Origin of the sequence: Microcella putealis (assembly GCF_004216575.1) — a bacterium.
GTDB lineage: Bacteria > Actinomycetota > Actinomycetes > Actinomycetales > Microbacteriaceae > Microcella > Microcella putealis.
This window is the reverse complement of sequence record NZ_SGWW01000002.1, coordinates 23,432-42,521: the sequence shown is the minus strand read 5'-3', so window position 1 is coordinate 42,521 and position 19,090 is coordinate 23,432. Positions and strand designations below refer to the sequence as shown.

Here is a 19,090-nt window from a genome sequence, read left to right as displayed (position 1 = left end):
CGGGGCGGCGCATGCCGCTTATTCGTCGGCCGGCGCCTCCTCGCCCTCCTCGGGCGCGGGGCTCGGGTTCAGCGTGAAGTCTTCGCCGGCGGCCTGCAGCACGAACTGCTGGAACTCGGTCGGGTCGGCGATATCGGCGGGCTGGTAGAGGTCACCGTTCACGAGCACTGTCGGCGTGCCCTGCACTGACGGCACCTCCGTGCCGCGCAGCGGCAGAGGGCCAGCCAGGGCACGGTTGGTTGCCGCGGTGACCCACTCGTCGAAGTCGCCCTCGGTGATGCAGTCGGCGACGGCGCTCGACGACGCACCCACCTGCTCGGCGAAGTCGATGAGCTGCTCGTCGGTCCAGCCCGTTCCGTCACCCGGCTGGCTCGTCAGCAGCAGCTCGTTGAAGTCAAAGAAGCTGTTGGGGGCGCGGTCGGCCACGCAGGCGGCGGCGTTCGCGGCGCTCTGGCTTGCGCCCTGATTCGACAGGATCGCGATGGGGTGGAAGGTGATGGTCGCCGAACCGCTCTCAATGAGCGAGCGCAGGGTGTCGGCGTTCGCCTGCTCGAAGGCGCCGCATGCGGGGCACAGGTAGTCGACCCAGATGTTGAGGGCGACGACGCCCGCCTCGTTCTCGGGCAGCGGCTGGGGCGTCGCCTCGGCGGCGAGCGCCGGCGTCGTGACGGCGGTGTAGTCGGCGCCAATCGTGATGCCGTCGCTCGCCATGTTGCGCGGGCCGGGCCCGGCAGGCTGCGCCGAGGTGGTGATCACGACGGCGATGATCGCGACGACCGCGATGACGCCGGCAAGGATTCCGCCCTGCAGCAGCAGGGTCTTCCGCTTCTCGCGCTTGCGCTGCTCGTCGCGCAGCTGACGCGCCTTTTCGCGGGCTTCGGCCCGGCGCGCGTTCTTCGACTGGCGCTCAGTCGCGCCTTCGGACTTCGACATGGATGCTCGTGCTCCTTTTATTCCGCGAGCGACAGGCTGCGGGTCGGCGGCGCCCGGGGCGCCTCACCGATGGTACGGCCGCATCCTTGGCGGGCGCCAACCGGCCGCTCATCCGCGCACCGCTTCGGCAGGTGGCATACTTGCCGGAACGGGCGATGGCGCCCGAGGGCTCGCGAGAGTGGGCCTCATCCATTCACAACGGATCGTCCGGCACGTACCTGCCGGTGAAGGAGAAACAGTAGTCATGGCATCTGTTAAGTACGACAAAGCCACCCGCCTCTACCCGGGCAGCACGGTTCCCGCGGTTGACGCTCTCGACCTCGACATCGCCGACGGCGAGTTCCTGGTGCTCGTTGGCCCCTCGGGCTGCGGCAAGTCGACGTCGCTGCGCATGCTCGCCGGCCTCGAAGAGGTCAACGCCGGCGACATCTTCATCGGTGACCGCAACGTCACCGACATTCCGCCGAAAGACCGCGACATTGCGATGGTCTTCCAGAACTACGCGCTGTACCCGCACATGTCGGTCGCCGAGAACATGGGCTTCGCCCTGAAGATCGCGGGCGTCAACAAGGACGAGCGCGCGACCCGCGTTCTCGAGGCCGCGAAGCTGCTCGACCTCGAGCCCTATCTCGACCGCAAGCCGAAGGCGCTTTCTGGCGGTCAGCGTCAGCGCGTCGCCATGGGCCGCGCGATCGTGCGTCAGCCCCAGGTGTTCCTCATGGACGAGCCGCTGTCGAACCTCGACGCGAAGCTGCGCGTGCAGACCCGCACCCAGATCGCCTCGCTGCAGCGCCGCCTCGGCGTCACCACCGTCTACGTCACCCACGACCAGACCGAGGCGCTCACCATGGGCGACCGCATCTGCGTGCTGAAGGACGGCATCCTGCAGCAGGTCGGCACCCCGCGCGAGCTGTACGAAACGCCGAACAACGTCTTCGTTGCCGGCTTCATCGGCTCGCCCGCGATGAACCTGTTCCCGGCTGAGCTCGCCGACGGCGGCGTGAAGTTCGGCACCGCGGTGACCCCGGTCGAGCGCAGCGTCATCGACGCGGCCGGCGGCAAGGTCGTCACGGTGGGTGTGCGCCCCGAAGACCTGATCGTCTCGACGAGCGGCAACGGCCTGCCGGTCGAGGTCGACATCGTCGAAGAGCTCGGCGCCGACGGCTACCTCTACGGTCACGCCGACGTCGTGGGCCAGCGCGTCGACATCGTCGCCCGCGTCGACGGCCGCGTGCACCCGCACAGCGGTGAGACGGTGTTCATCACGCCCGAGCCGAAGCACGTGCACGTATTCAACGCCGAGTCGGGCGAGCGCCTGAACTCCGCTGTCGCGATCGGCTAGCTCTCACGCACCCTCAATGGCGGGGGCGTTCGCGTCGCAGACGGCGATGTGAACGCCCCCGTCGTCATTGTTGCGTGGCACACGGATGCGCGGGGATGCGACGAACACGTTTCGCGCTTCCGCGCATCCCCGCCCCTCGACCAGGATGGATACCGTGAGCGCTTCGCTGAACATCACCTCGGCCGTTGTCGACCCCGCTCTGCTCGACCTGCCCTGGAACCTGCCGCTCGACAGCTGGCCAGACGACGCGATCGTCACCCTGCCGAAGGGCATCTCGCGCCACCTGGTGCGCTTCGTGCACCTGAGCGGCTACGTCGTCGCCATCAAGGAGACGACGGAGGAGATGGCCCGGCGCGAGTACGACATGCTGCGCACGCTGCAGCGCCTCGACGCCCCGTGCGTCGAACCGGTCGCGGTCATCACCGGCCGCGCGAGCGATGACGGCGCCGAGCTCATGCCCGTGCTCGTGACGCGGCACCTGCGCTTCTCGCTGCCGTATCGGGCGCTGTACTCGCAGACGCTGCGGCCCTCGACCGCGACGCGACTCGTCGACGCGCTCGCCGTGCTGCTCGTGCGCCTGCACCTGGCCGGCTTCTTCTGGGGCGACGTGTCGCTGTCGAACACGCTGTTCCGGCGCGACGCTGGCGCCTTCGCGGCCTACCTCGTCGACGCCGAGACGGGGCAGCTCTACGAGGGCGGCCTGTCGAACGGGCAGCGCGAGAACGACCTCGAGATTGCCCGCGTCAACATCGCCGGCGAGCTGCTCGACCTGGAGGCGGGCGGCCGACTCGACGAGAACATCGACGCGATCGACGTCTCGAACGGCATCGTCGAGGCCTACCGCTCGCTCTGGAGCGAGCTCACCGGCTGGGAGGCCTTCGACCAGACCGAGCGCTGGCGCATCACGCAGCGCGTCGAGCGTCTCAACGACCTCGGATTCGACATCGAAGAGCTCGCCATCACGACGGCCGGCGACTCGACGCAGGTGCGGATCAAGCCCAAGGTCGTGGATGCGGGCCACCACTCGCGACGCCTGTTGCGCCTCACGGGCATCGACGCGGGCGAGAACCAGGCGAGGCGGCTCTTGAACGACCTCGACTCGTATGCGGCGGCGAGCTACCCGGGAAGCGACGTCGACGAAGAGCAGGTGGCGCACGAGTGGCTGAGTCGCGTGTTCGAGCCGGTGATTCGCGCGATTCCCCGCGAGCTGCGCGGCAAGCTGGAAGAGCCCGAGGTCTTCCACCAGTTGCTCGAGCACCGCTGGTACCTCTCGCAGAACGAATCGCGGGCCATCTCACTGGCCGAAGCGCTCAGCTCGTACATCGACTCCGTGCTGCGCCACCGGCGCGACGAGGCGACCGTCATCGCGCCGGTGACCGAGTCGATCGGGGTGCCGACGCTCGACACGGCCGCGATGCCGGTGATCGACGACGCCGACTCGGACGCGCCGGGAAGCTGGCGCGACAAGATCTAGCCGCGCCGCGCATCCCGGCGACGTCGTGACGTTTCGTGCCGAGCCGCCCTACAGGTTCTTGACCGCGCCGAGCACCTTCGTCAGCGACTCTTTCGCGTCGCCGAACAGCAGCGTCGTCTTCGGGTCGTAGAGCAGGTCGTTTTCGATGCCCGCGAAGCCCGGCCGCATCGAGCGCTTCAGGAAGACAACCTGGCGCGCATCCTGTACATCGAGAATCGGCATGCCGTAAATCGGCGAGCCAGGCGTCGTCTTCGCGGCGGGGTTCACCACGTCGTTCGCCCCGACGACGAGGGCGACGTCGGCGGTCTTGAACTGCGGGTTCACCTCGTCCATCTCGGCGAGCGCCTCGTACGGCACGTTCGCCTCAGCCAGCAGCACGTTCATGTGACCGGGCATGCGCCCGGCGACCGGGTGAATGCCGAAGACGACCTCGATGCCCTTCGCCTCGAGGGTCTGGGCGAGCTCGGCCATGGTGTGCTGTGCCTGCGCGACGGCGAGGCCGTAGCCGGGCACCACGACGACGCGGTTCGCGTAGCCCAGCAGGATCGCGACATCGTCGGCGCTCGACGAGCGCACGGGTCGCTCGCTCGCCGCCGTTGATCCCGCGCTCGAGCCGCCGCGGAAGGCGCCGAACAGGGTGCCGGCGACGCTTCGCCCCATCGCCTTCGCCATTTCGCGGGTAAGGATCGAGCCCGAGGCGCCGACGAGCGTGCCGGCGACCAGCAACAGCGTGTTGCCGAGCACGAGACCCGAGGCGGCGACCGCGAGCCCCGTTCCCGCGTTGAGCAGCGAGATGACAATCGGCACGTCGGCGCCGCCGACGGGCAACACGAGTAGCACGCCGAGCAGGCTGCCCACGACGAGGCCGACGACCGCCGCGATCGCCTTCACCTCGACCGCATCGAGCGCGAGGCCGAGACCCGCGAGCGTGCTCTCGGGCAGCACGATGATGACGGCGGCCGCGAGGCCCACCATCGCCACGAGAACGATGACCGCGGCGTGGCCGGGGAACACGATCGGGCGGGTGGGCATGAGTTCTTGCAGCTTGAGGAAGGTGATGACCGAGCCCGAGAACGCGACCGCCCCGACGAGCACCGTGAAGGCGACCGCGAGATAGGCCCCGAGGCTGATCGAGTGCTCGAGTTCGAGCAGAGCGACGAGGGCCGCGGCGCCACCGCCGACGCCGTTGAAGAGCGCGACGAGCTGCGGCATCTGGGTCATCTTGACCATGCGCGAGGCGGGCACCGCGATCACGGTGCCGACCGCGATCACGCCGATGATGAGCGCGAGGTTGTCGAGCTCGGTCGAGAGGAACACGACGATCATGGCGATGACGGCGCCGAGGGCACCGATCAGGTTGCCGCGGCGCGCCGTGCGGGGGCTTCCAAGACCCTTCAGGGCCAGGATGAAGCAGACGGCCGCGACCAAATACAGCAGCGCGGTCCATTCGGGGGTGAGCAGCGCCATCAGCGGTCGCCTCCCTCGCGAGCGGTCGGGGCGGAGCCACGGCCGCGGAACATTTCGAGCATCCGATCGGTGACGACGAAGCCGCCGACCAAGTTGATGGTCGCCATGAGCACCGCGATGAGCGCGATGACGAGCGTCACGACGTCATCGGCGGCTCCGGCCACGATGACGGCGCCGACGAGGATGATGCCGTGGATCGCGTTCGCGCCCGACATGAGGGGGGTGTGCAGCGTGCTCGACACCTTCGACACGACCTCGAAGCCGACAAACACGGCGAGGACGAAGAAGGTGAGCAGGGTGATGGCCTCCATCAGGCGGCTCCGTTCCGCTCGGCGACCGCCTGGGCGATCGGCTCGTGACGGACGGCGCCGTCGTGGGTGAGGCAGGCCCCCGCGACGACCTCGTCGTCGAAATCGGGGGTGAGTGCGCCGTCGACCGTCATGAGGCCGATCAGCTGGGCGATGTTCTGCGCGAGCAGCCGCGAGGCATCGAATGCCATCGTCGACGCCGGGTCTTTCATGCCGACGATCGTCACGGCGCCGCCGGCGACCGCGACGGGCGTGTCGACGCCCGCGACCGAGCCCTCGACGTTGCCGCCCGACTCAGCAGCGAGGTCGACGATGACGCTGCCCGCACTCATGCCAGTGAGCATGTCGGCGGTGATGAGGCGCGGGGCGGGGCGGCCCGGGATTGCGGCGGTCGTGATGACGATGTCGGCGGCGTGTACGTGCGGGGCGAGCAGCTCGCGCTGGCGGGCCGCACGGTCGGCGGCCAGCTCTTTCGCGTAGCCGCCCGCCGCATCCGCGTTCTCGTCGAGGTCGAGATGGATGAACGTGCCGCCCATCGAGCGCACCTCGTCGGCGGATGCGCTGCGCACGTCATACGCCGACACCTTCGCCCCGAGGCGCTTCGCCGTGGCGATGGCCTGCAGGCCGGCGACGCCGGCGCCGAGCACCAGCACCTTTGCGGGCGGGATCGTGCCGGCAGCCGTCATGTACAGCGGGAAAAAGCGCGGGAAGCGGGTGGCGGCCTCGAGCACGCAGCGGTAGCCGGCGATGAGGGCCTGCGAGGTGAGGGCGTCCATCGACTGGGCGCGCGAGATGCGCGGCACCAGTTCGAGCGAGAACGCCGTCACGCCGCGCTCGGCAAGCGCCGCCACCGTGTCGAGCGAGCCGGCGGGTGCGGCGAAGCCCACCGTGACGGCGCCCGGCCGCAGCGCCGCGACGGTGGCGGCGTCGAGTGGGCGCACGTGGGCGAGCACGTCGGCGGCGGCGAGGTCGACCCGGTCGACGAGGGTGGCTCCCGCGTCGACGTACGCCTCGTCTGGATAGCCGGCGAGGGCTCCGGCGCCGCGTTCGACCACGACCTCGTACCCTCCCGACACGTAGTGCGCGGCCGTCGCGGGGGTTGCCGCGACGCGGCGTTCCCCCTCGATCGGCTCGCGCCGAATAGCGATCTGCATGGGTCGACACTCACCTTCGAGTCAGGATGCGCGGTGCGCGAAGTGACCGAAATGTATCGCGCCAGCGCCCCGATTGCGACGGGTTTCGGGGTCAATGCGTTGTAATCTTTCGCCCTTTTTCTCGCAGCGTTAACGGGCATCCCGACCCGTCTGCGGGCGCGAGAACGACCGGGGTCACACAGCCACCACCTGGCTGCGCGACCCCGGTCGGGTCACGGCGCTGACGCCTCGACTACGCGAGAATCGTCAGCGGATTTTCGATGCGCTGCTGGAAGGCGGCGAGCCAGCGCGCGGCGAGCGCACCATCCCACGCACGGTGGTCGGCCGACAGGGTGACCGCCATGACGGTGCCCACCTCGAGCGCACCGTCGACAACCACCGGCGCCTGCCGGGCCGCGCCCACCGCGAGAATTCCGGCCTGCGGCGGGTTGATGATCGCGCTGAACGAGCGCGTACCGAACATGCCGAGGTTCGACACCGAGAAGCTGCCGCCCGACATTTCGTCGGGGGCGAGGCGCCCCTCGCGTGCGCGCCCGGCCAGGTCGGCGATCGAGCGGCCCAGCGCACTCACGCTGAGCGCCTCAGCACCGCGCACCACCGGCACAACGAGCCCGTCGTCGAGCGAGACGGCGATGCCGATGTCGACGGTCGCGTGGCGCACCATTCCCTCGTCGCTCCACGTGCGGTTCGCCTCGGGCACGTCGACGAACGCGCCAGCGACCGCCTTCACGACGAGGTCGTTGACGCTGATCTTCGTCGTTCCTCCCCCGTTGAGCCGCTTGCGCAGATCGAGCAGGGCGTCGACCCGGCACTCGGCCTCGAGGTAGAAGTGCGGAACCTGGTTCTTGCTCTCGGTGAGGCGGCGCGCGATGGTCGCCCGCATGCGGCTGTGCGGCACCAGCTCGGCGCCCTCGGGGAGGGCGGCCGGCTGCGCGCTGGCAGCGCTCGCGGCCGGGGCAGCCGGGGCGGATGCGCGGGGCACGTCGGCCGCGGACGTCGCGGCCGCCTGGCCGCCGCCGCTCGCGATGAGCGCCTCCAGGTCTTTGCGCACGATGCGGCCATCGGGGCCCGAGCCCTGAACGCCGTCGAGGCTGATGCCCTTCTCGCGTGCGAGTCGGCGCACGAGCGGGCTCACGAACATGCGTCCCCCGGCGGGCACGGCCGGCGCGGGCGCGCTCGGCGCCTCGGCCGGGGCGCTCGGGGCGGGCGCGGGTGTCGGAGTCGCGGCCGGGGCCGGCGCGGCGGGCGGCGTCGCCGACGCGGCGGGCGCGCTCGGGGCGGGCGCCGCATCCGGAACCGACGACGCGGCCGGTGCCGATGCCGCGGGCGCGGCCGGAGCATCCTCGACCGTCGGGGTCTCCCCCGCCTCGCCGACGACCGCAATCGGGGCGCCCACGTCGACCGAGTCGCCCTCGGCGACCACGAGCTCGAGCACGGTTCCCGCCGTCTCGGCGGTGTACTCGACGACGGCCTTCTCGGTCTCGATTTCCGCGAACGGCTGGCCCACCTCGATCGTGTCACCGGGGGCGACGAGCCACTTCTGCACGGCGGCCTCGGTAACGTTCGCGAGCACCTCCGGCATGCGAATGGTGGTCGACATTAGCGCGCTCCCCCCGCGTTGCGGCGCACCGTCTCGAGGCCGGCGACGACCTCTTCGGTGCGCGCGATGGCGGCCCGCTCGAGCACGCGCGAGATCGACGGCGACGACTCGGCGCCGGTCACGCGCTGCACGGGCTGGTCGAGCCAGTCGAAGAAGCGACGCTGAATCTCGTCGGCGAGCCAGCCGCCGTACGAGGTTCCGACGGCTCCCTGCTCGACAATGAGCACCGCGTTCGTCTTTTTCACGCTCTGTTCGATCGTGCCCCAGTCAATGGATGCGCGGTCAAGCCAGCGCAGGTCGATCAGCTCACCGTCGATGCCGGTCTGCTCGATCGCCTCGAGGCTGTGCTTCACCATCGATAGGTAGCTGATGACGGTGACCTCACTGCCCTCGCGGCGGACGGCCGCGGTGCCCGGCGGAATGATGTAGTCCATGTCGCCGTCAATAACGGTGTCTTTTTCGCCGTACAGGTCAACGTGCTCGATGACGAGCACCGGGTCTTGCAGGGCGAGGGCCGCGTTCATCAGGCCGACGTAGTCTTCAGCGCACGACGGGGCGACGATGCGCCAGCCGGGGCTCGTCGCGAAGATGCCGGCCGGGTCCATGAGGTGCTGCGAGCCGTAGCCCGAACCCATGGCGACCTTCGTGCGCAGAACGAGCGGCACGGGGTTGTCGCCGCCGAACATGTGGCGCGCCTTGCCGATCTGGTTGAACACCTGGTCGGCGGCGACCCACATGAAGTCGGGGTACATGAACTCGATGACGGGGCGGTAGCGACCGTCGAGCGCGAGGCCGCCGCCGAGACCGGCGAACGCGTTCTCGCTGATCGGCGTGCCGAGCGTGCGGTCGGGGTAGGCGGTCGACAGGCCCTTGGTGGCGCCGTTCGTGCCCCCCTTCAGGCGGTGAATGTCTTCGCCGAGCACGATGATGCGCTCGTCGTCGCCCATCCGGCGCTCCATGACTCCGGCGACAGCGTCGACGAACTTCACGTCCGTGCGAGCGCGGGTGTCGGTCGTCGGCTCGACGGCGGTGAGGGCGTCGAGCTCGCTGCCGTCGCCGCGCACACCGACGTTGACGAACGCCGGGTCGGGCCACAGTTCGGGGCGAATGCGGCGGCGACCCTCTTTTTCGGGGTCAGCCTCGAGCAGTTCGGCCGTGGCCGCATCCATCGCCGCGATCGCCTGGTCGCGAATGGCGGCGATGCCGGCCTCGTCGATGAGCCCGAGCTTCTGCATTTCGGTGGCCACCTTCACGAGCGGGTCGCGCTTCTTCCACGTCTCCTCCTCCTCCCTGGTGCGGTAGCCGAAGGCGCTGCCCGGGTACGGGCCGTTCTGGTGGAAGAAGCGGTAGACCTCGGCCTCGATCACGGCGGGGCCGTTGCCGGCGCGCATGTGCGCGGCGGCCTCCTCCATCGCGAGGTGCACGGCGAGCGGGTCCATGCCGTCAACCCGCCACGACGGGATGCCGAACCCCTGACCGCGCACCGACAGGCGGGTGTCGGCAACCGACTCCTCGATGTGGGTGGCGACGGCGTAGAAGTTGTTTTCGACGAAGAACGCGACCGGCAGCTTCCAGGCGGCGGCGAGGTTCATCGACTCGAGCACCGAACCGATCTGCGCGGCGCCGTCACCGAAGTAGTTGATGGTGAGGTCGTCGGTACCCGAGCGCTTCTGCGCCCACGCGTTGCCCGTCGCCATGGGCGCACCGCCGCCGACGATGGCGTTCGTGCCAAGGGCACCGGCCTCGAACCACTGCAGATGCATCGAGCCGCCGCGTCCGCGGCAGTAGCCCTGGGCGAGACCCAGAATCTCGGCGAGGGTTTTCTGCAGTACCTCCTGGATGCGCGGGGGGACGAGCGCGGACGGGTTCAGCCCGTCGGGGGCGACGTGCGTCAGCGCCTTGGCGAGAAACTGGTGGTGGCCGCGGTGCGAGCCGTTGACGGCGTCGGAGGATCGCAGTGCCACGATCGAGCCGACCGCGCCGCCCTCTTGACCGATCGAGGAGTGCGCGGGGCCGTGCACGAGGCCCTCACCGGCGAGCTCGAGGACCCGCTCTTCGAAGGTGCGGATGAGCTGCAGCTGGCCGAGCATGGTGGCCAACAGGCCGGGGTCGGCCTTCTTCCAGTCGGCAGCGGTCGTCGAGATCTCGACCCACTCGACCCCGGTTTCCAAACGACGTCGTTTCGGCATGTCGGCTCCTCGCGTCAAGAATCAGCGCGCATCGTCGCAGCGCGTTCCGTCACGATACGACACGATTGCATCCAATCGCAACACTTTTCCGTGCCTGCACTGGATAATTCCGCCGTCAATCCCTAAGATTGCATCCACACGTGCAGCAGCGGTGCTGCAGGAGGGGAATGAAATGGCGCTTCCCGGATTGCGCGGAACCGAGCACATCGGGTTCACGGTCCCCAGCATCACCGAGGCGCACGATTTCTTCGTGAACGTCATCGGCTGCGAGTACGTCTACACGCTCGGCCCGTTCGAGCGCGACGATGACTGGATGCGGGAGCATCTGAACGTGCACCCGCGGTCGGTCATGCGGGAGCTTCGCTTCTACCGCTGCGGCTTCGGCCCCAACTTCGAGATCTTTGAGTGGGAACCGGCCGATAGTCAGCACGCGCAGCCGCGCAACAGCGACATCGGCGGCCACCACCTCGCCTTCTACGTCGACGACATTGACGAGGCGGCCGAGTACCTGCGCGGGCACGGCGTGCGCCTCCTGGGTGAGCCCACCGCCAGTCGCAACGCGAGCGAAGGCCAGCGCTGGGTGTACTTCCTCACCCCCTGGGGGATGCAGCTCGAGCTGGTGAGCTTCCCGAATGGGAAGGCCTACGAACGCTCAGGCGACATCACGCTGTGGGATCCGAGAAACCCGTCGGCATGACCGCGCTCTCCGCCTCCAGCGGCACCCGCGACGGCAATGCGAGCGTGCGCGTCGCCGACGCGCTCCGCGACGCGATCGTGGCGGGTGACTTCCCACCGGGAAGCCGCATTCGTCAGGAAGAAATCGCCGAGCGCTTTGGCGCGAGTCGCGTGCCCGTGCGCGAGGCGCTCAAGATGCTCGAGGCTGACGGGCTCGTGACGCTGCGCGCCAATGCCGGCGCCTGGGTCTCGCGACTCAGCCTCGACGAGTGCGACGAGGTCTACCAAACCCGCGAACGCGTCGAACCACTGCTGTTACGACTGTCTGCGCCCCATTTGGATGCCGAGGCGCTCGACCGCCTCGAGCGGCTCGCCGAGCAGATGGCGCAGACGACAGAGATAGAAGAATTCTTGCGCCTCGACCGCGACTTCCACTGGAGCTCGTACGCCGGTGCCGACACCCTCGTGTTGGGCGACCTGGTGCGGCGACTGTGGAGCACCACGCAGCCGTATCGCCGTGCCTACACCCGGCTCATCGACGCACACAGTCAGCGCATCGTGCACGACGAGCACCACATGATCGTCACCGCCCTGCGCGACGGTGACATCGAGGCCGGCGAGCGCGTCGTCGAGGGGCACATCCGGCGCACCCGGCGACTGCTCGCCCAGCATCCCGAAGTCTTTACCGCCGCCAGCACGACCCCCTAGCCGCACACCAGAAGAGGACCCTATGGCCATCGCGACCATCAACCCCACAACCGGCGTCACCGAGCGCGAATTTGACCCTCACACCGATGCCGAAATCGACAAGCGCATCGCTCACGCACACGCGGCATACCGGTCGATGCGGGCGACGAGCTACGCCGACCGAGCCGATTGGATGCGCGCGGCAGCCGACATTCTCGAGAGCGAACTCGACGAGGCGGCCCGCATGCTCACGACCGAGATGGGCAAGACCATCGCCCAGGCGCGCGCCGAAGTGCTGAAGTCGGCGAAGGCGATGCGGTTCTACGCCGACAACGCTGAGGAGTTCCTCACCGGGCGGGATCTCGCGGACCCGTCTGCCGTCAACGCCTCTGCCGCCTACACCCGCTACGAGCCGCTCGGCGTGGTGCTCGCGATCATGCCGTGGAACTACCCGCTGTGGCAGGTCATCCGATTCGCCGCACCGGCCCTGATGGCCGGTAACGCCGGGCTGCTGAAGCACGCCTCGAACGTGCCCCAGGCCGCCCTGTACCTCGACACCCTGTTTGAGCGCGGCGGCTTTCCCACGGGCGCCTTCCGCTCGCTGCTCATTCCCGCGCGCGCGGTCGAAGCCGTGCTGCGCGACCGACGGGTGGCAGCGGCAACGCTGACCGGCTCGGAGCCCGCCGGTCGCTCGGTCGCCTCCATCGCCGGCAGCGAGGTGAAGCATGTCGTGCTCGAGCTGGGCGGGTCCGACCCGTTCATCGTCATGCCGAGCGCCGACATCGACGGCGCCGTGGCCACCGCCGTCACCTCGCGCACCGTCAACAACGGCCAGGCCTGCATCAACGCGAAGCGGTTCATCGTTCACCGCGATGTCTACGACGAGTTCGTCGGGAAGTTCACGGCTGCCATGGCCGCTCTCCGCGTGGGTGACCCGATGGACGACGCCACCGATGTCGGGCCGCTGGCCACCGCATCCGGGCGCGACGACATCGTGGAGCTGGTCGAGGACGCGCTCGCCAAGGGCGCCGTGGCGACCACCGGAGGCGCAGTTACCGAAGGCGCCGGCTGGTTCTACCCGCCGACCGTGCTGAGCGGCATCACCCCCGAGATGCGCCTGTACGCCGAAGAAGCCTTCGGTCCGGTCGCCTCCGTGTACCGCGTCGACAGCGCCGCCGAGGCCGTGGAGATCGCGAACGACACGACGTTCGGACTGAGCTCCGCAGTCTGGACGCGTGATGAGGACGAGGAGGCCTACCTCGTGCGCAGCATCGACGCGGGCGCCGTGTTCATCAACGGCATGTCGATCTCCTACCCCGAGCTCCCCTTCGGTGGGATCAAGGACTCGGGCGTGGGGCGCGAACTGTCGGTCGAGGGCATCCGGGAGTTCTGCAACCTGAAAAGCGTGTGGAAGGCCTGACACGAGGAACAACACAGGGGGCGGTGATTCCGAGAATCACCGCCCCCTGTGCGTGATGTACCGCGCGGGAATCGTCCCCTTTAGTAGTGGTTCGCGACGAAGAGATCCTGCGCGGGGAACTTCGTCAGCACCTCAATGCCGTAGTCGGTGACGACGACCTCTTCCTCGATACGGGCCGCCGAAATGCCGTCGGATGCAGGGCAGTAGGTCTCCATGGCGAACACCATTCCCGCCTTGAGTTCGACCGGATCCTTCATCGAGTTCAGCCGCGAAATGATCGGCCTCTCGTGCAGGCCGAGCCCGAGCCCGTGGGCAAACTGCAGACCGAAGGCAGCCAGCTCGTTGTCAAAACCGAAGTCTTGTGCCTTCGGCAAGACAGCCGCGACCTCGTCAGTACCCACCCCGGGACGGAGTGCGTCGAGCGCGTCATCCATCCACTCGCGAGCCTGCTTGTACGCATCCTTCTGACTCTCCGTCGCCCAACCGACACCGAAGGTGCGGTAGTAGCAGGTGCGATATCCGTTGAACGAGTGAATGATGTCGAAGAACGCCTGGTCTCCCGGGCGAATGATGCGGTCGGTGAAGTTGTGCGGGTGGGGGTTGCAGCGTTCGCCCGAGATCGCGTTGATCGCCTCCACCTGGTCGCTGCCGTACTCGTACAGCTTCTTGTTTGCGAGAGCGACAATTTCGTTCTCGCGCACCCCCGGCTTCAACGCCTCCGCGATGTCCTGATACACACCGTCCACCATCGCGGCGGCCTGATTCAGGAGCATGATTTCGTCCTGATTCTTGATGACCCGAGCATCCAACATCGCCTGCTGGGCGTCGGCCACCCGAATGCCCTGACGCTCTAGTTCGAACAGGAACGGCGGCTCCACGATGTCGAGCCCGAGCGGAGCGTCGGCGAGACCCTCCGCCACCAACAGCGACTTGATCTCCGACACCGCATCCTTCATGAGGTCGGATCCGCCTTCCGGGGCAACCGCACCGCGGAAGCCCAAGAAGCCGGCCCGGTAGTTCTCCTCCGGAACCCAGTCGGAGTAGAGCTTGTGGTGACGCACCGCTGACCCGAAATCCCACAGGATGGGCTCGCGGCCCCGCATGAGCAGGGCGTACCGGATCATCTTGTCGCCGAGGGCGCCGCCAATCCAGGTTTGTGTCGTGTAGCGGATGTTGTAGAAGTCAAACAGGAGAAAGGCCCCACACTCGCTCGCCTCGAGTGCCGCCTTGGCCCGGCCGAGCCGGTACTGGCGGAGCCGCTCAAAGTCGACCCGGTGCTCATAGTCGACCGCGACCTGGCCCGGCGCGCCGAGCGGGCGCACCCCCGCCGGCCGAGGCGACGGCCGCTCGAAGCGCCGATCGCCGCTGTGGTTGTGGACGTGGGCGCTCACGACGCCTCGAGACCGTCGCTCACGTCAGCGTTCTCGCTCTCCAGCTGCAGACCCGAGCCAGCCGCCACGGTGAGGATCAGCGACGCGAAGTCCTGCTCAACGTTTCCCGTGCCCACCTCCTGAGCAACAAGGTTGCGCGTCACGCTCGCGACCGGCATCACCACGCCCATCTCCTTCGCCGCGGCAAGGCCGAGGTCGAAGTCCTTCTGCAGAAGCACGTTGGTGAACGTCGGGGTGAAGTCGAGGTTCACGAGAGCGGGGGTTTTGTACTGCGTGAAGACCGAGCCCATGACCGAGTCGTTGAGGAAGCTCAGGAACGCTTCGCGGGTGACGCCCGCCTTCTCGGCGAGGACGGTGATCTCAGCCATCGACTGAATGACGACCCCGAGGAACACGTTGTGGGCGATCTTCACGATGCGCGCCACTTCGCCCTCACCGACGTAGGTCACGCCGCGGCCGAAGTGCTGCAGAACCTCCGCGACCTCGTCGTAGGTTTCGCGGGGGCCGGAGACGGCAACGGTCAGTTTGCCGGCGGCGATAACCGCCGGGTTGCCGCTGACCGGGGTCGCAAGGAACGCCGTACCGCGGCTGTCTGCGACAGCGCGGATCTTCTCCGAGGCCTCCACGGACACCGTGGAGGAGTCAGCGATGATCCGGGGGGCCACGTCGGCCGTCAGCAGGCCACCCTCGCCCAGCATGACCTGCTCAAGGTCCTTGGGTGCGGACACCATGCTGAAGACGAGGTCGCGATCGGCCAGCTCGGCGGGCGAGTCGACGATCGTCGCGCCCTTTTCGGCGAGCGGCTCGGCCTTCGCACGAGTGCGGTTATAGACAGCAACGTCGTAGCCCGCGTCCAGCAGGCGCGTAGCCAGCTGGAAGCCCATGCGTCCGACGCCGATCCAGCCGATGGTGAGGTTCTGGTGAGCCATGAGAAGAATCCTTAGGGGTTGAGAGTGACAAGAAGGGGATGAGGGTGGATCAGGCTGTCTTCTTCGAGACAGCACCGCCGAAGTAGAGGTCTGCGATCTCCGGGTTGGCCAAGATCTCGCTTGCCGGGCCGTCGAGCAGCACGCGGCCGCTCTCCATGACAATTCCTTGGTCCGCCATGCGCAGGCCGAAGCGAACGTTCTGCTCGACCATGAGCACGGCTTTGCCGTTCTCCCGCATGACGTTTACGGCCTCGTTGATGACGCCGAGCGACTTCGGGTCGAGTCCCAGACTCGGCTCATCGAGGAGTACGAGCGCCGGGTCAAGCATGAGCGAACGCGCAAACTCCACCATGCGTCGCTGGCCACCCGAGAGGTTGCCGCAACTCGTGTTGGTGCGCGACGCCACGAGCGGGAACATCTCGAGCACCTTGTCGTAGCGCTCCTGCACGAGCGACTTCTCGCGTCGAATGACGTACGCCCCCATCAAGATGTTGTCGCGGACTGTCAGGTTCGGAAAGAGACCGTTCGACTGCGGGACTTGAGCGACACCGCGCTCAAGGATCTCCGTCGGGGACAGTCCGCCGATCTCTTCACCGTCCAGCTGAATGCTGCCCTCGCTCGGCTTGAGCAGGCCGCTGATCGCGCGGAGCACGGTCGATTTTCCGGCACCGTTGGGGCCGACGATGCAGCCCAGCTGACCGGGCTGCACCGAGAGCGTCACCCCCTGCAGCACGTTTCCGCCGCCGTAGCCGGCAACAACATCACGCAGAACGATCATCGTCCTTCTCCCTTCGCCGCGGCGCCATCGCCGGACCGGTTCTCGAGCATGTAGTCGTCGCCCAGGTAGGCGTCGAGCACCAGCGGGTCCTTCTGAATTTCCGCCGGGCTGCCCTCGGCGATCACCTGACCGCGCGCGAGCACGCGAACGGGGTTACACAGCCCCAACACAAACGGCATGTTGTGCTCGACGAGCAGGAAGGTCTTGCCCTGGTCGTTGAGTTCGCGGATGAGACCACCCATGCGCTCGATCAGTGTCGGGTTGATGCCACCCGCGGGTTCGTCGAGCATGATCAGCTTTGGGTCAAGAACCAGGATCTGGGCAAGCTCTACCAGCTTCTGCTGCCCGTACGAGAGCGATCCCGCCCGAGCGTCACGATAGGCCTGCATACCCACGAACTCGAGGAATTCCTCGGCCTTCTCTGCCTCGCTACCGCTCACGGCACCCAACCCGAGCTGTCGGAACTGGAAATCGCGCAGCGGAGCAACGACATTCTCGAGCACCGTCATCTCGCGGAACAGCCGGGTCATCTGGAAGGTGCGGCCGATTCCCCGGTGCGCGCGACCCCAGGGCGCCAGGCCCTCAATCCGCTCACCGTCGAGCACGATCTCGCCGGCGTCCGGCGTCATGAGCCCGGAGATCAGGTTGAACACCGTTGTCTTGCCGGAACCGTTCGGACCGATGAGTGCCGTGATCGATCCCTCAGGAACCCCGAACGTGCATCCGTCAACCGCCTTCAGTGCACCAAAGCTCTTCTCGAGGCCCGTCACCTGCAGCAGCATCGTGTCGCCGACCGGTGCAAGCTTTTCGCGCGGGGGAGGCAAGGGTCGATCAGCGAGAGCCGTAATCGAGCCGGTCAGCCCGACCGTGCCCTTCGTGCGACGCTTCTCGAGCAGCAGCTGCACGGTCGGGATGATGCCCTTCGGCAGCAGCACGACAAGAAGCACCAGAAGTCCACCGAAGACGAGCAAACGGATGTTTCCGCCGCCCAGGTAGTTGTTCGCGAACGCGTCGACCGGAACCAGGATGAATGCGCCGAGGACCGGGCCGAGAAGCGTGCCGCGGCCACCGAGGATGATCGCGAGCACGATGACCACGCTGTTCAGGATGGAGAACATGCCGATCGGGTCAACAAACGACAGGTAGTAGCCGTAGACAGTGCCCGCCATACCGACGAACAGAGCGCTGAGCCCGAAGGCGAGCAGCTTGTAGATCGGCGCGTTGATGCCCACCGAGCCCGCCTTGCCCTCATCCTCACGAATCGCGATGAGGCCGGTACCGAACTTGGTGCGGCGAACCCACCAGGAAACGAGAATCGACAGGGCGAGGAGGCCAACCAGAACGAGGTGGAAGGGCCAGTTTCCCCAGACCGCGTTGCTCCACGTCGGGAGCGGGAACGTGATGCCCGCCGTGCCGTTGGTGACGGGCACCCACTGCGTGGCGACGAACTGGACGAGGAACAGGAACGCGATGGTGATGATCACAAAGGATGCGCCCCTCGACCGGTAGGTCACCAGGCCCAGCAGCATGGCCAGGAGCGCCGCGGTGAGACCCGCCACCGGCATCCAGACGAAAGGAGAGATGTCCGGCATGCTTCGGCCGAGGATCGCGGCGACGTATGCGCCGATTCCGAGGAACGCGCCCTGGCTGAGCGAGAGGTAACCGGTGTAACCGGTGATGATGTTCAGACCGCTCGCACCGATCGCGAAGATCAGCGCGAGGATCATCGTGTTCTCCATCGACGCATCCCCGATCAGGGGGAACAGCACGACGATGAGGGCGAGAACTGCCAGGACGCCGTTGCGGATCAGGCGGGATCGACGTTCGTCCTGTACGGACTTGGCTGCAGCGTCGCTCATGAGACGAGATCCTCTCGGAGTCGAGCGCCCATGATGCCCTGGGGGCGAACGATGAGCACGATGAAGATGATGAGGAAGGGAACCGCGACCGGCCACGCGGAGCCCACATACGTGGTTGCGAGCATCTCGGTGACGCCGATGATCATGGCTCCGATGACCGCGCCGGGCAGGCTGCCGAGACCGCCGAGCACAATGATCGCGAGCAGTCGCGCAATCCACTGATAGTGGGTGCCGGGGACAATCGGTTGGATCGCGCCGAGCATCGCGCCACCCGCCCCTAGGGTGGCGATGCCGATGGCGAACGTGAGGGCAGCAACAGCAGCGACGCTGACGCCCACGAGCAACGCGCCGCTCTCATTGACAGACGCCGCCCGGATCGCCCGGCCGAGCCAGGTCTTGTTGAGCAGGAAGTACAGGGCGATCAGCACCACGACAGCGATTGCCGCTGCCAGGAGCTGAACCTGGGGGAAGAAGAAGGGACCGACCTCAACCGAGGCGTCGGTGTAGTCGGTGCGAATCGACGCCGACCGGTTGCCCCAAATGATGCCCATCACGCCCTCGAGCACGAGAGCAATACCGAAGGTGACCAGCACCGTCATGCTCACGTGTGACCCTCGCGAGTGACGCACAGCTCCCTGGTACACGACCCAGCCGATGCCGAACATCACGACCATGATGAACGGAATGGCAAGAAGCGGATCGAGGCCGAAAGCTGACCACAGCGAGTACGTCAAGAAGGCGGCAAGTACGGCGAATGCGCCATGGGCGATGTTGATCACACGCATGACTCCGAAGATCAGCGTGAGGCCGGATGCCATGAGCGCGTACACCGCGCCCGCCAAGACACCGAGAATCAGTGTCTGCGTGAGGGCAATCATTTGGGG

General features: G+C 67.5%; 16 protein-coding genes. 5 read left to right on the top strand and 11 right to left on the bottom strand.

The features are described from left to right. Positions 1-18: 18 nt before the first annotated feature. A complete protein-coding gene (locus tag EV141_RS05135; protein WP_130484915.1) occupies positions 19-933 on the bottom strand; it encodes a DsbA family protein in 915 nt (304 codons plus the stop codon). A 244-nt stretch (positions 934-1,177) separates the two neighbouring features. Here EV141_RS05135 and EV141_RS05130 point away from each other — a divergent pair, with 244 nt between their 5' ends. Continuing rightward, positions 1,178-2,275 (top strand): ABC transporter ATP-binding protein, encoded by a 1,098-nt coding sequence (locus EV141_RS05130; RefSeq protein ID WP_130484914.1) that lies wholly within the window; start codon positions 1,178-1,180, stop codon positions 2,273-2,275. Between the two features lie 154 nt (positions 2,276-2,429). Further along, positions 2,430-3,749: a DUF4032 domain-containing protein gene (locus tag EV141_RS05125; RefSeq protein ID WP_130484913.1), complete on the top strand. Its 1,320-nt coding sequence runs from the start codon at positions 2,430-2,432 to the stop codon at positions 3,747-3,749. Between the two features lie 48 nt (positions 3,750-3,797). On the opposite strand, the gene EV141_RS05120 is transcribed toward EV141_RS05125, so the two are convergent. The 5 genes from EV141_RS05120 to EV141_RS05100 all read right to left on the bottom strand — a co-directional run bounded on the left by EV141_RS05120 (position 3,798) and on the right by EV141_RS05100 (position 10,467). Continuing rightward, the gene (locus tag EV141_RS05120; RefSeq protein WP_130484912.1) at positions 3,798-5,216 is read right to left on the bottom strand and encodes an NAD(P)(+) transhydrogenase (Re/Si-specific) subunit beta; all 1,419 of its coding nucleotides are present in this window, start codon (positions 5,214-5,216) and stop codon (positions 3,798-3,800) included. After that, the gene (locus tag EV141_RS05115; protein ID WP_130484911.1) at positions 5,216-5,527 is read right to left on the bottom strand and encodes an NAD(P) transhydrogenase subunit alpha part 2; all 312 of its coding nucleotides are present in this window, start codon (positions 5,525-5,527) and stop codon (positions 5,216-5,218) included. Before EV141_RS05115 ends, EV141_RS05120 begins: the two co-directional genes overlap by 1 nt. Continuing rightward, complete coding sequence (locus tag EV141_RS05110; protein ID WP_130484910.1) at positions 5,527-6,678, bottom strand: Re/Si-specific NAD(P)(+) transhydrogenase subunit alpha; 1,152 nt, start codon at positions 6,676-6,678, stop codon at positions 5,527-5,529. Before EV141_RS05110 ends, EV141_RS05115 begins: the two co-directional genes overlap by 1 nt. Before the next feature lie 232 nt (positions 6,679-6,910). Further along, positions 6,911-8,278 (bottom strand): dihydrolipoamide acetyltransferase family protein, encoded by a 1,368-nt coding sequence (locus EV141_RS05105; RefSeq protein WP_130484909.1) that lies wholly within the window; start codon positions 8,276-8,278, stop codon positions 6,911-6,913. Next, positions 8,278-10,467, bottom strand: coding sequence for an alpha-ketoacid dehydrogenase subunit alpha/beta (locus EV141_RS05100; RefSeq protein WP_130484908.1), 2,190 nt, complete (start codon positions 10,465-10,467; stop codon positions 8,278-8,280). The genes EV141_RS05105 and EV141_RS05100 overlap by 1 nt, the downstream gene beginning before the upstream one ends. Positions 10,468-10,639: 172 nt before the next feature. Here EV141_RS05100 and EV141_RS05095 point away from each other — a divergent pair, with 172 nt between their 5' ends. The 3 genes from EV141_RS05095 to EV141_RS05085 are packed head-to-tail and all read left to right on the top strand — an operon-like array spanning position 10,640 to position 13,249. Further along, positions 10,640-11,164 carry a VOC family protein gene (locus EV141_RS05095; RefSeq protein ID WP_130484907.1) on the top strand — a complete coding sequence of 175 codons (525 nt, stop codon included), beginning with the start codon at positions 10,640-10,642 and terminating at the stop codon, positions 11,162-11,164. Next, complete coding sequence (locus tag EV141_RS05090) at positions 11,161-11,850, top strand: GntR family transcriptional regulator (RefSeq protein WP_130484906.1); 690 nt, start codon at positions 11,161-11,163, stop codon at positions 11,848-11,850. The genes EV141_RS05095 and EV141_RS05090 overlap by 4 nt, the downstream gene beginning before the upstream one ends. 22 nt (positions 11,851-11,872) lie before the next feature. Further along, on the top strand, positions 11,873-13,249 hold the full coding sequence (locus EV141_RS05085) for an NADP-dependent succinic semialdehyde dehydrogenase (protein WP_130484905.1): 1,377 nt from the start codon (positions 11,873-11,875) through the stop codon (positions 13,247-13,249). Between the two features lie 80 nt (positions 13,250-13,329). Here EV141_RS05085 and EV141_RS05080 read toward each other — a convergent pair whose 3' ends face one another. From EV141_RS05080 to EV141_RS05060, 5 genes are read right to left on the bottom strand one after another with little or no spacing between them, the layout of a single operon-like run. Further along, positions 13,330-14,640 carry a M24 family metallopeptidase gene (locus EV141_RS05080; protein ID WP_241969085.1) on the bottom strand — a complete coding sequence of 437 codons (1,311 nt, stop codon included), beginning with the start codon at positions 14,638-14,640 and terminating at the stop codon, positions 13,330-13,332. After that, the gene (locus tag EV141_RS05075) at positions 14,637-15,569 is read right to left on the bottom strand and encodes an NAD(P)-dependent oxidoreductase (RefSeq protein ID WP_130284427.1); all 933 of its coding nucleotides are present in this window, start codon (positions 15,567-15,569) and stop codon (positions 14,637-14,639) included. Before EV141_RS05075 ends, EV141_RS05080 begins: the two co-directional genes overlap by 4 nt. A 49-nt stretch (positions 15,570-15,618) precedes the next feature. Further along, positions 15,619-16,347 carry an ABC transporter ATP-binding protein gene (locus tag EV141_RS05070; RefSeq protein WP_130484904.1) on the bottom strand — a complete coding sequence of 243 codons (729 nt, stop codon included), beginning with the start codon at positions 16,345-16,347 and terminating at the stop codon, positions 15,619-15,621. Next, positions 16,344-18,206, bottom strand: coding sequence for a branched-chain amino acid ABC transporter ATP-binding protein/permease (locus EV141_RS05065; RefSeq protein ID WP_130484903.1), 1,863 nt, complete (start codon positions 18,204-18,206; stop codon positions 16,344-16,346). The genes EV141_RS05070 and EV141_RS05065 overlap by 4 nt, the downstream gene beginning before the upstream one ends. Beyond that, positions 18,203-19,084, bottom strand: a complete 882-nt coding sequence (locus tag EV141_RS05060; RefSeq protein ID WP_130484902.1) for a branched-chain amino acid ABC transporter permease — start codon at positions 19,082-19,084, stop codon at positions 18,203-18,205. The genes EV141_RS05065 and EV141_RS05060 overlap by 4 nt, the downstream gene beginning before the upstream one ends. Between the last annotated feature and the right edge of the window lie 6 nt (positions 19,085-19,090).

Bases quoted from the DNA above. Each gene is read 5' to 3' on its own strand.
- EV141_RS05100 (WP_130484908.1), bottom strand. From the start codon at position 10,467: ATGCCGAAACGACGTCGTTTGGAAACCGGGGTCGAGTGGGTCGAGATC.
- EV141_RS05110 (WP_130484910.1), bottom strand. From the start codon at position 6,678: ATGCAGATCGCTATTCGGCGCGAGCCGATCGAGGGGGAACGCCGCGTC.
- EV141_RS05085 (WP_130484905.1), top strand. From the start codon at position 11,873: ATGGCCATCGCGACCATCAACCCCACAACCGGCGTCACCGAGCGCGAA.
- EV141_RS05130 (WP_130484914.1), top strand. From the start codon at position 1,178: ATGGCATCTGTTAAGTACGACAAAGCCACCCGCCTCTACCCGGGCAGC.
- EV141_RS05070 (WP_130484904.1), bottom strand. From the start codon at position 16,347: ATGATCGTTCTGCGTGATGTTGTTGCCGGCTACGGCGGCGGAAACGTG.
- EV141_RS05105 (WP_130484909.1), bottom strand. From the start codon at position 8,278: ATGTCGACCACCATTCGCATGCCGGAGGTGCTCGCGAACGTTACCGAG.
- EV141_RS05065 (WP_130484903.1), bottom strand. From the start codon at position 18,206: ATGAGCGACGCTGCAGCCAAGTCCGTACAGGACGAACGTCGATCCCGC.
- EV141_RS05090 (WP_130484906.1), top strand. From the start codon at position 11,161: ATGACCGCGCTCTCCGCCTCCAGCGGCACCCGCGACGGCAATGCGAGC.
- EV141_RS05120 (WP_130484912.1), bottom strand. From the start codon at position 5,216: ATGGCGCTGCTCACCCCCGAATGGACCGCGCTGCTGTATTTGGTCGCG.
- EV141_RS05060 (WP_130484902.1), bottom strand. From the start codon at position 19,084: ATGATTGCCCTCACGCAGACACTGATTCTCGGTGTCTTGGCGGGCGCG.
- EV141_RS05095 (WP_130484907.1), top strand. From the start codon at position 10,640: ATGGCGCTTCCCGGATTGCGCGGAACCGAGCACATCGGGTTCACGGTC.
- EV141_RS05075 (WP_130284427.1), bottom strand. From the start codon at position 15,569: ATGGCTCACCAGAACCTCACCATCGGCTGGATCGGCGTCGGACGCATG.
- EV141_RS05135 (WP_130484915.1), bottom strand. From the start codon at position 933: ATGTCGAAGTCCGAAGGCGCGACTGAGCGCCAGTCGAAGAACGCGCGC.
- EV141_RS05115 (WP_130484911.1), bottom strand. From the start codon at position 5,527: ATGGAGGCCATCACCCTGCTCACCTTCTTCGTCCTCGCCGTGTTTGTC.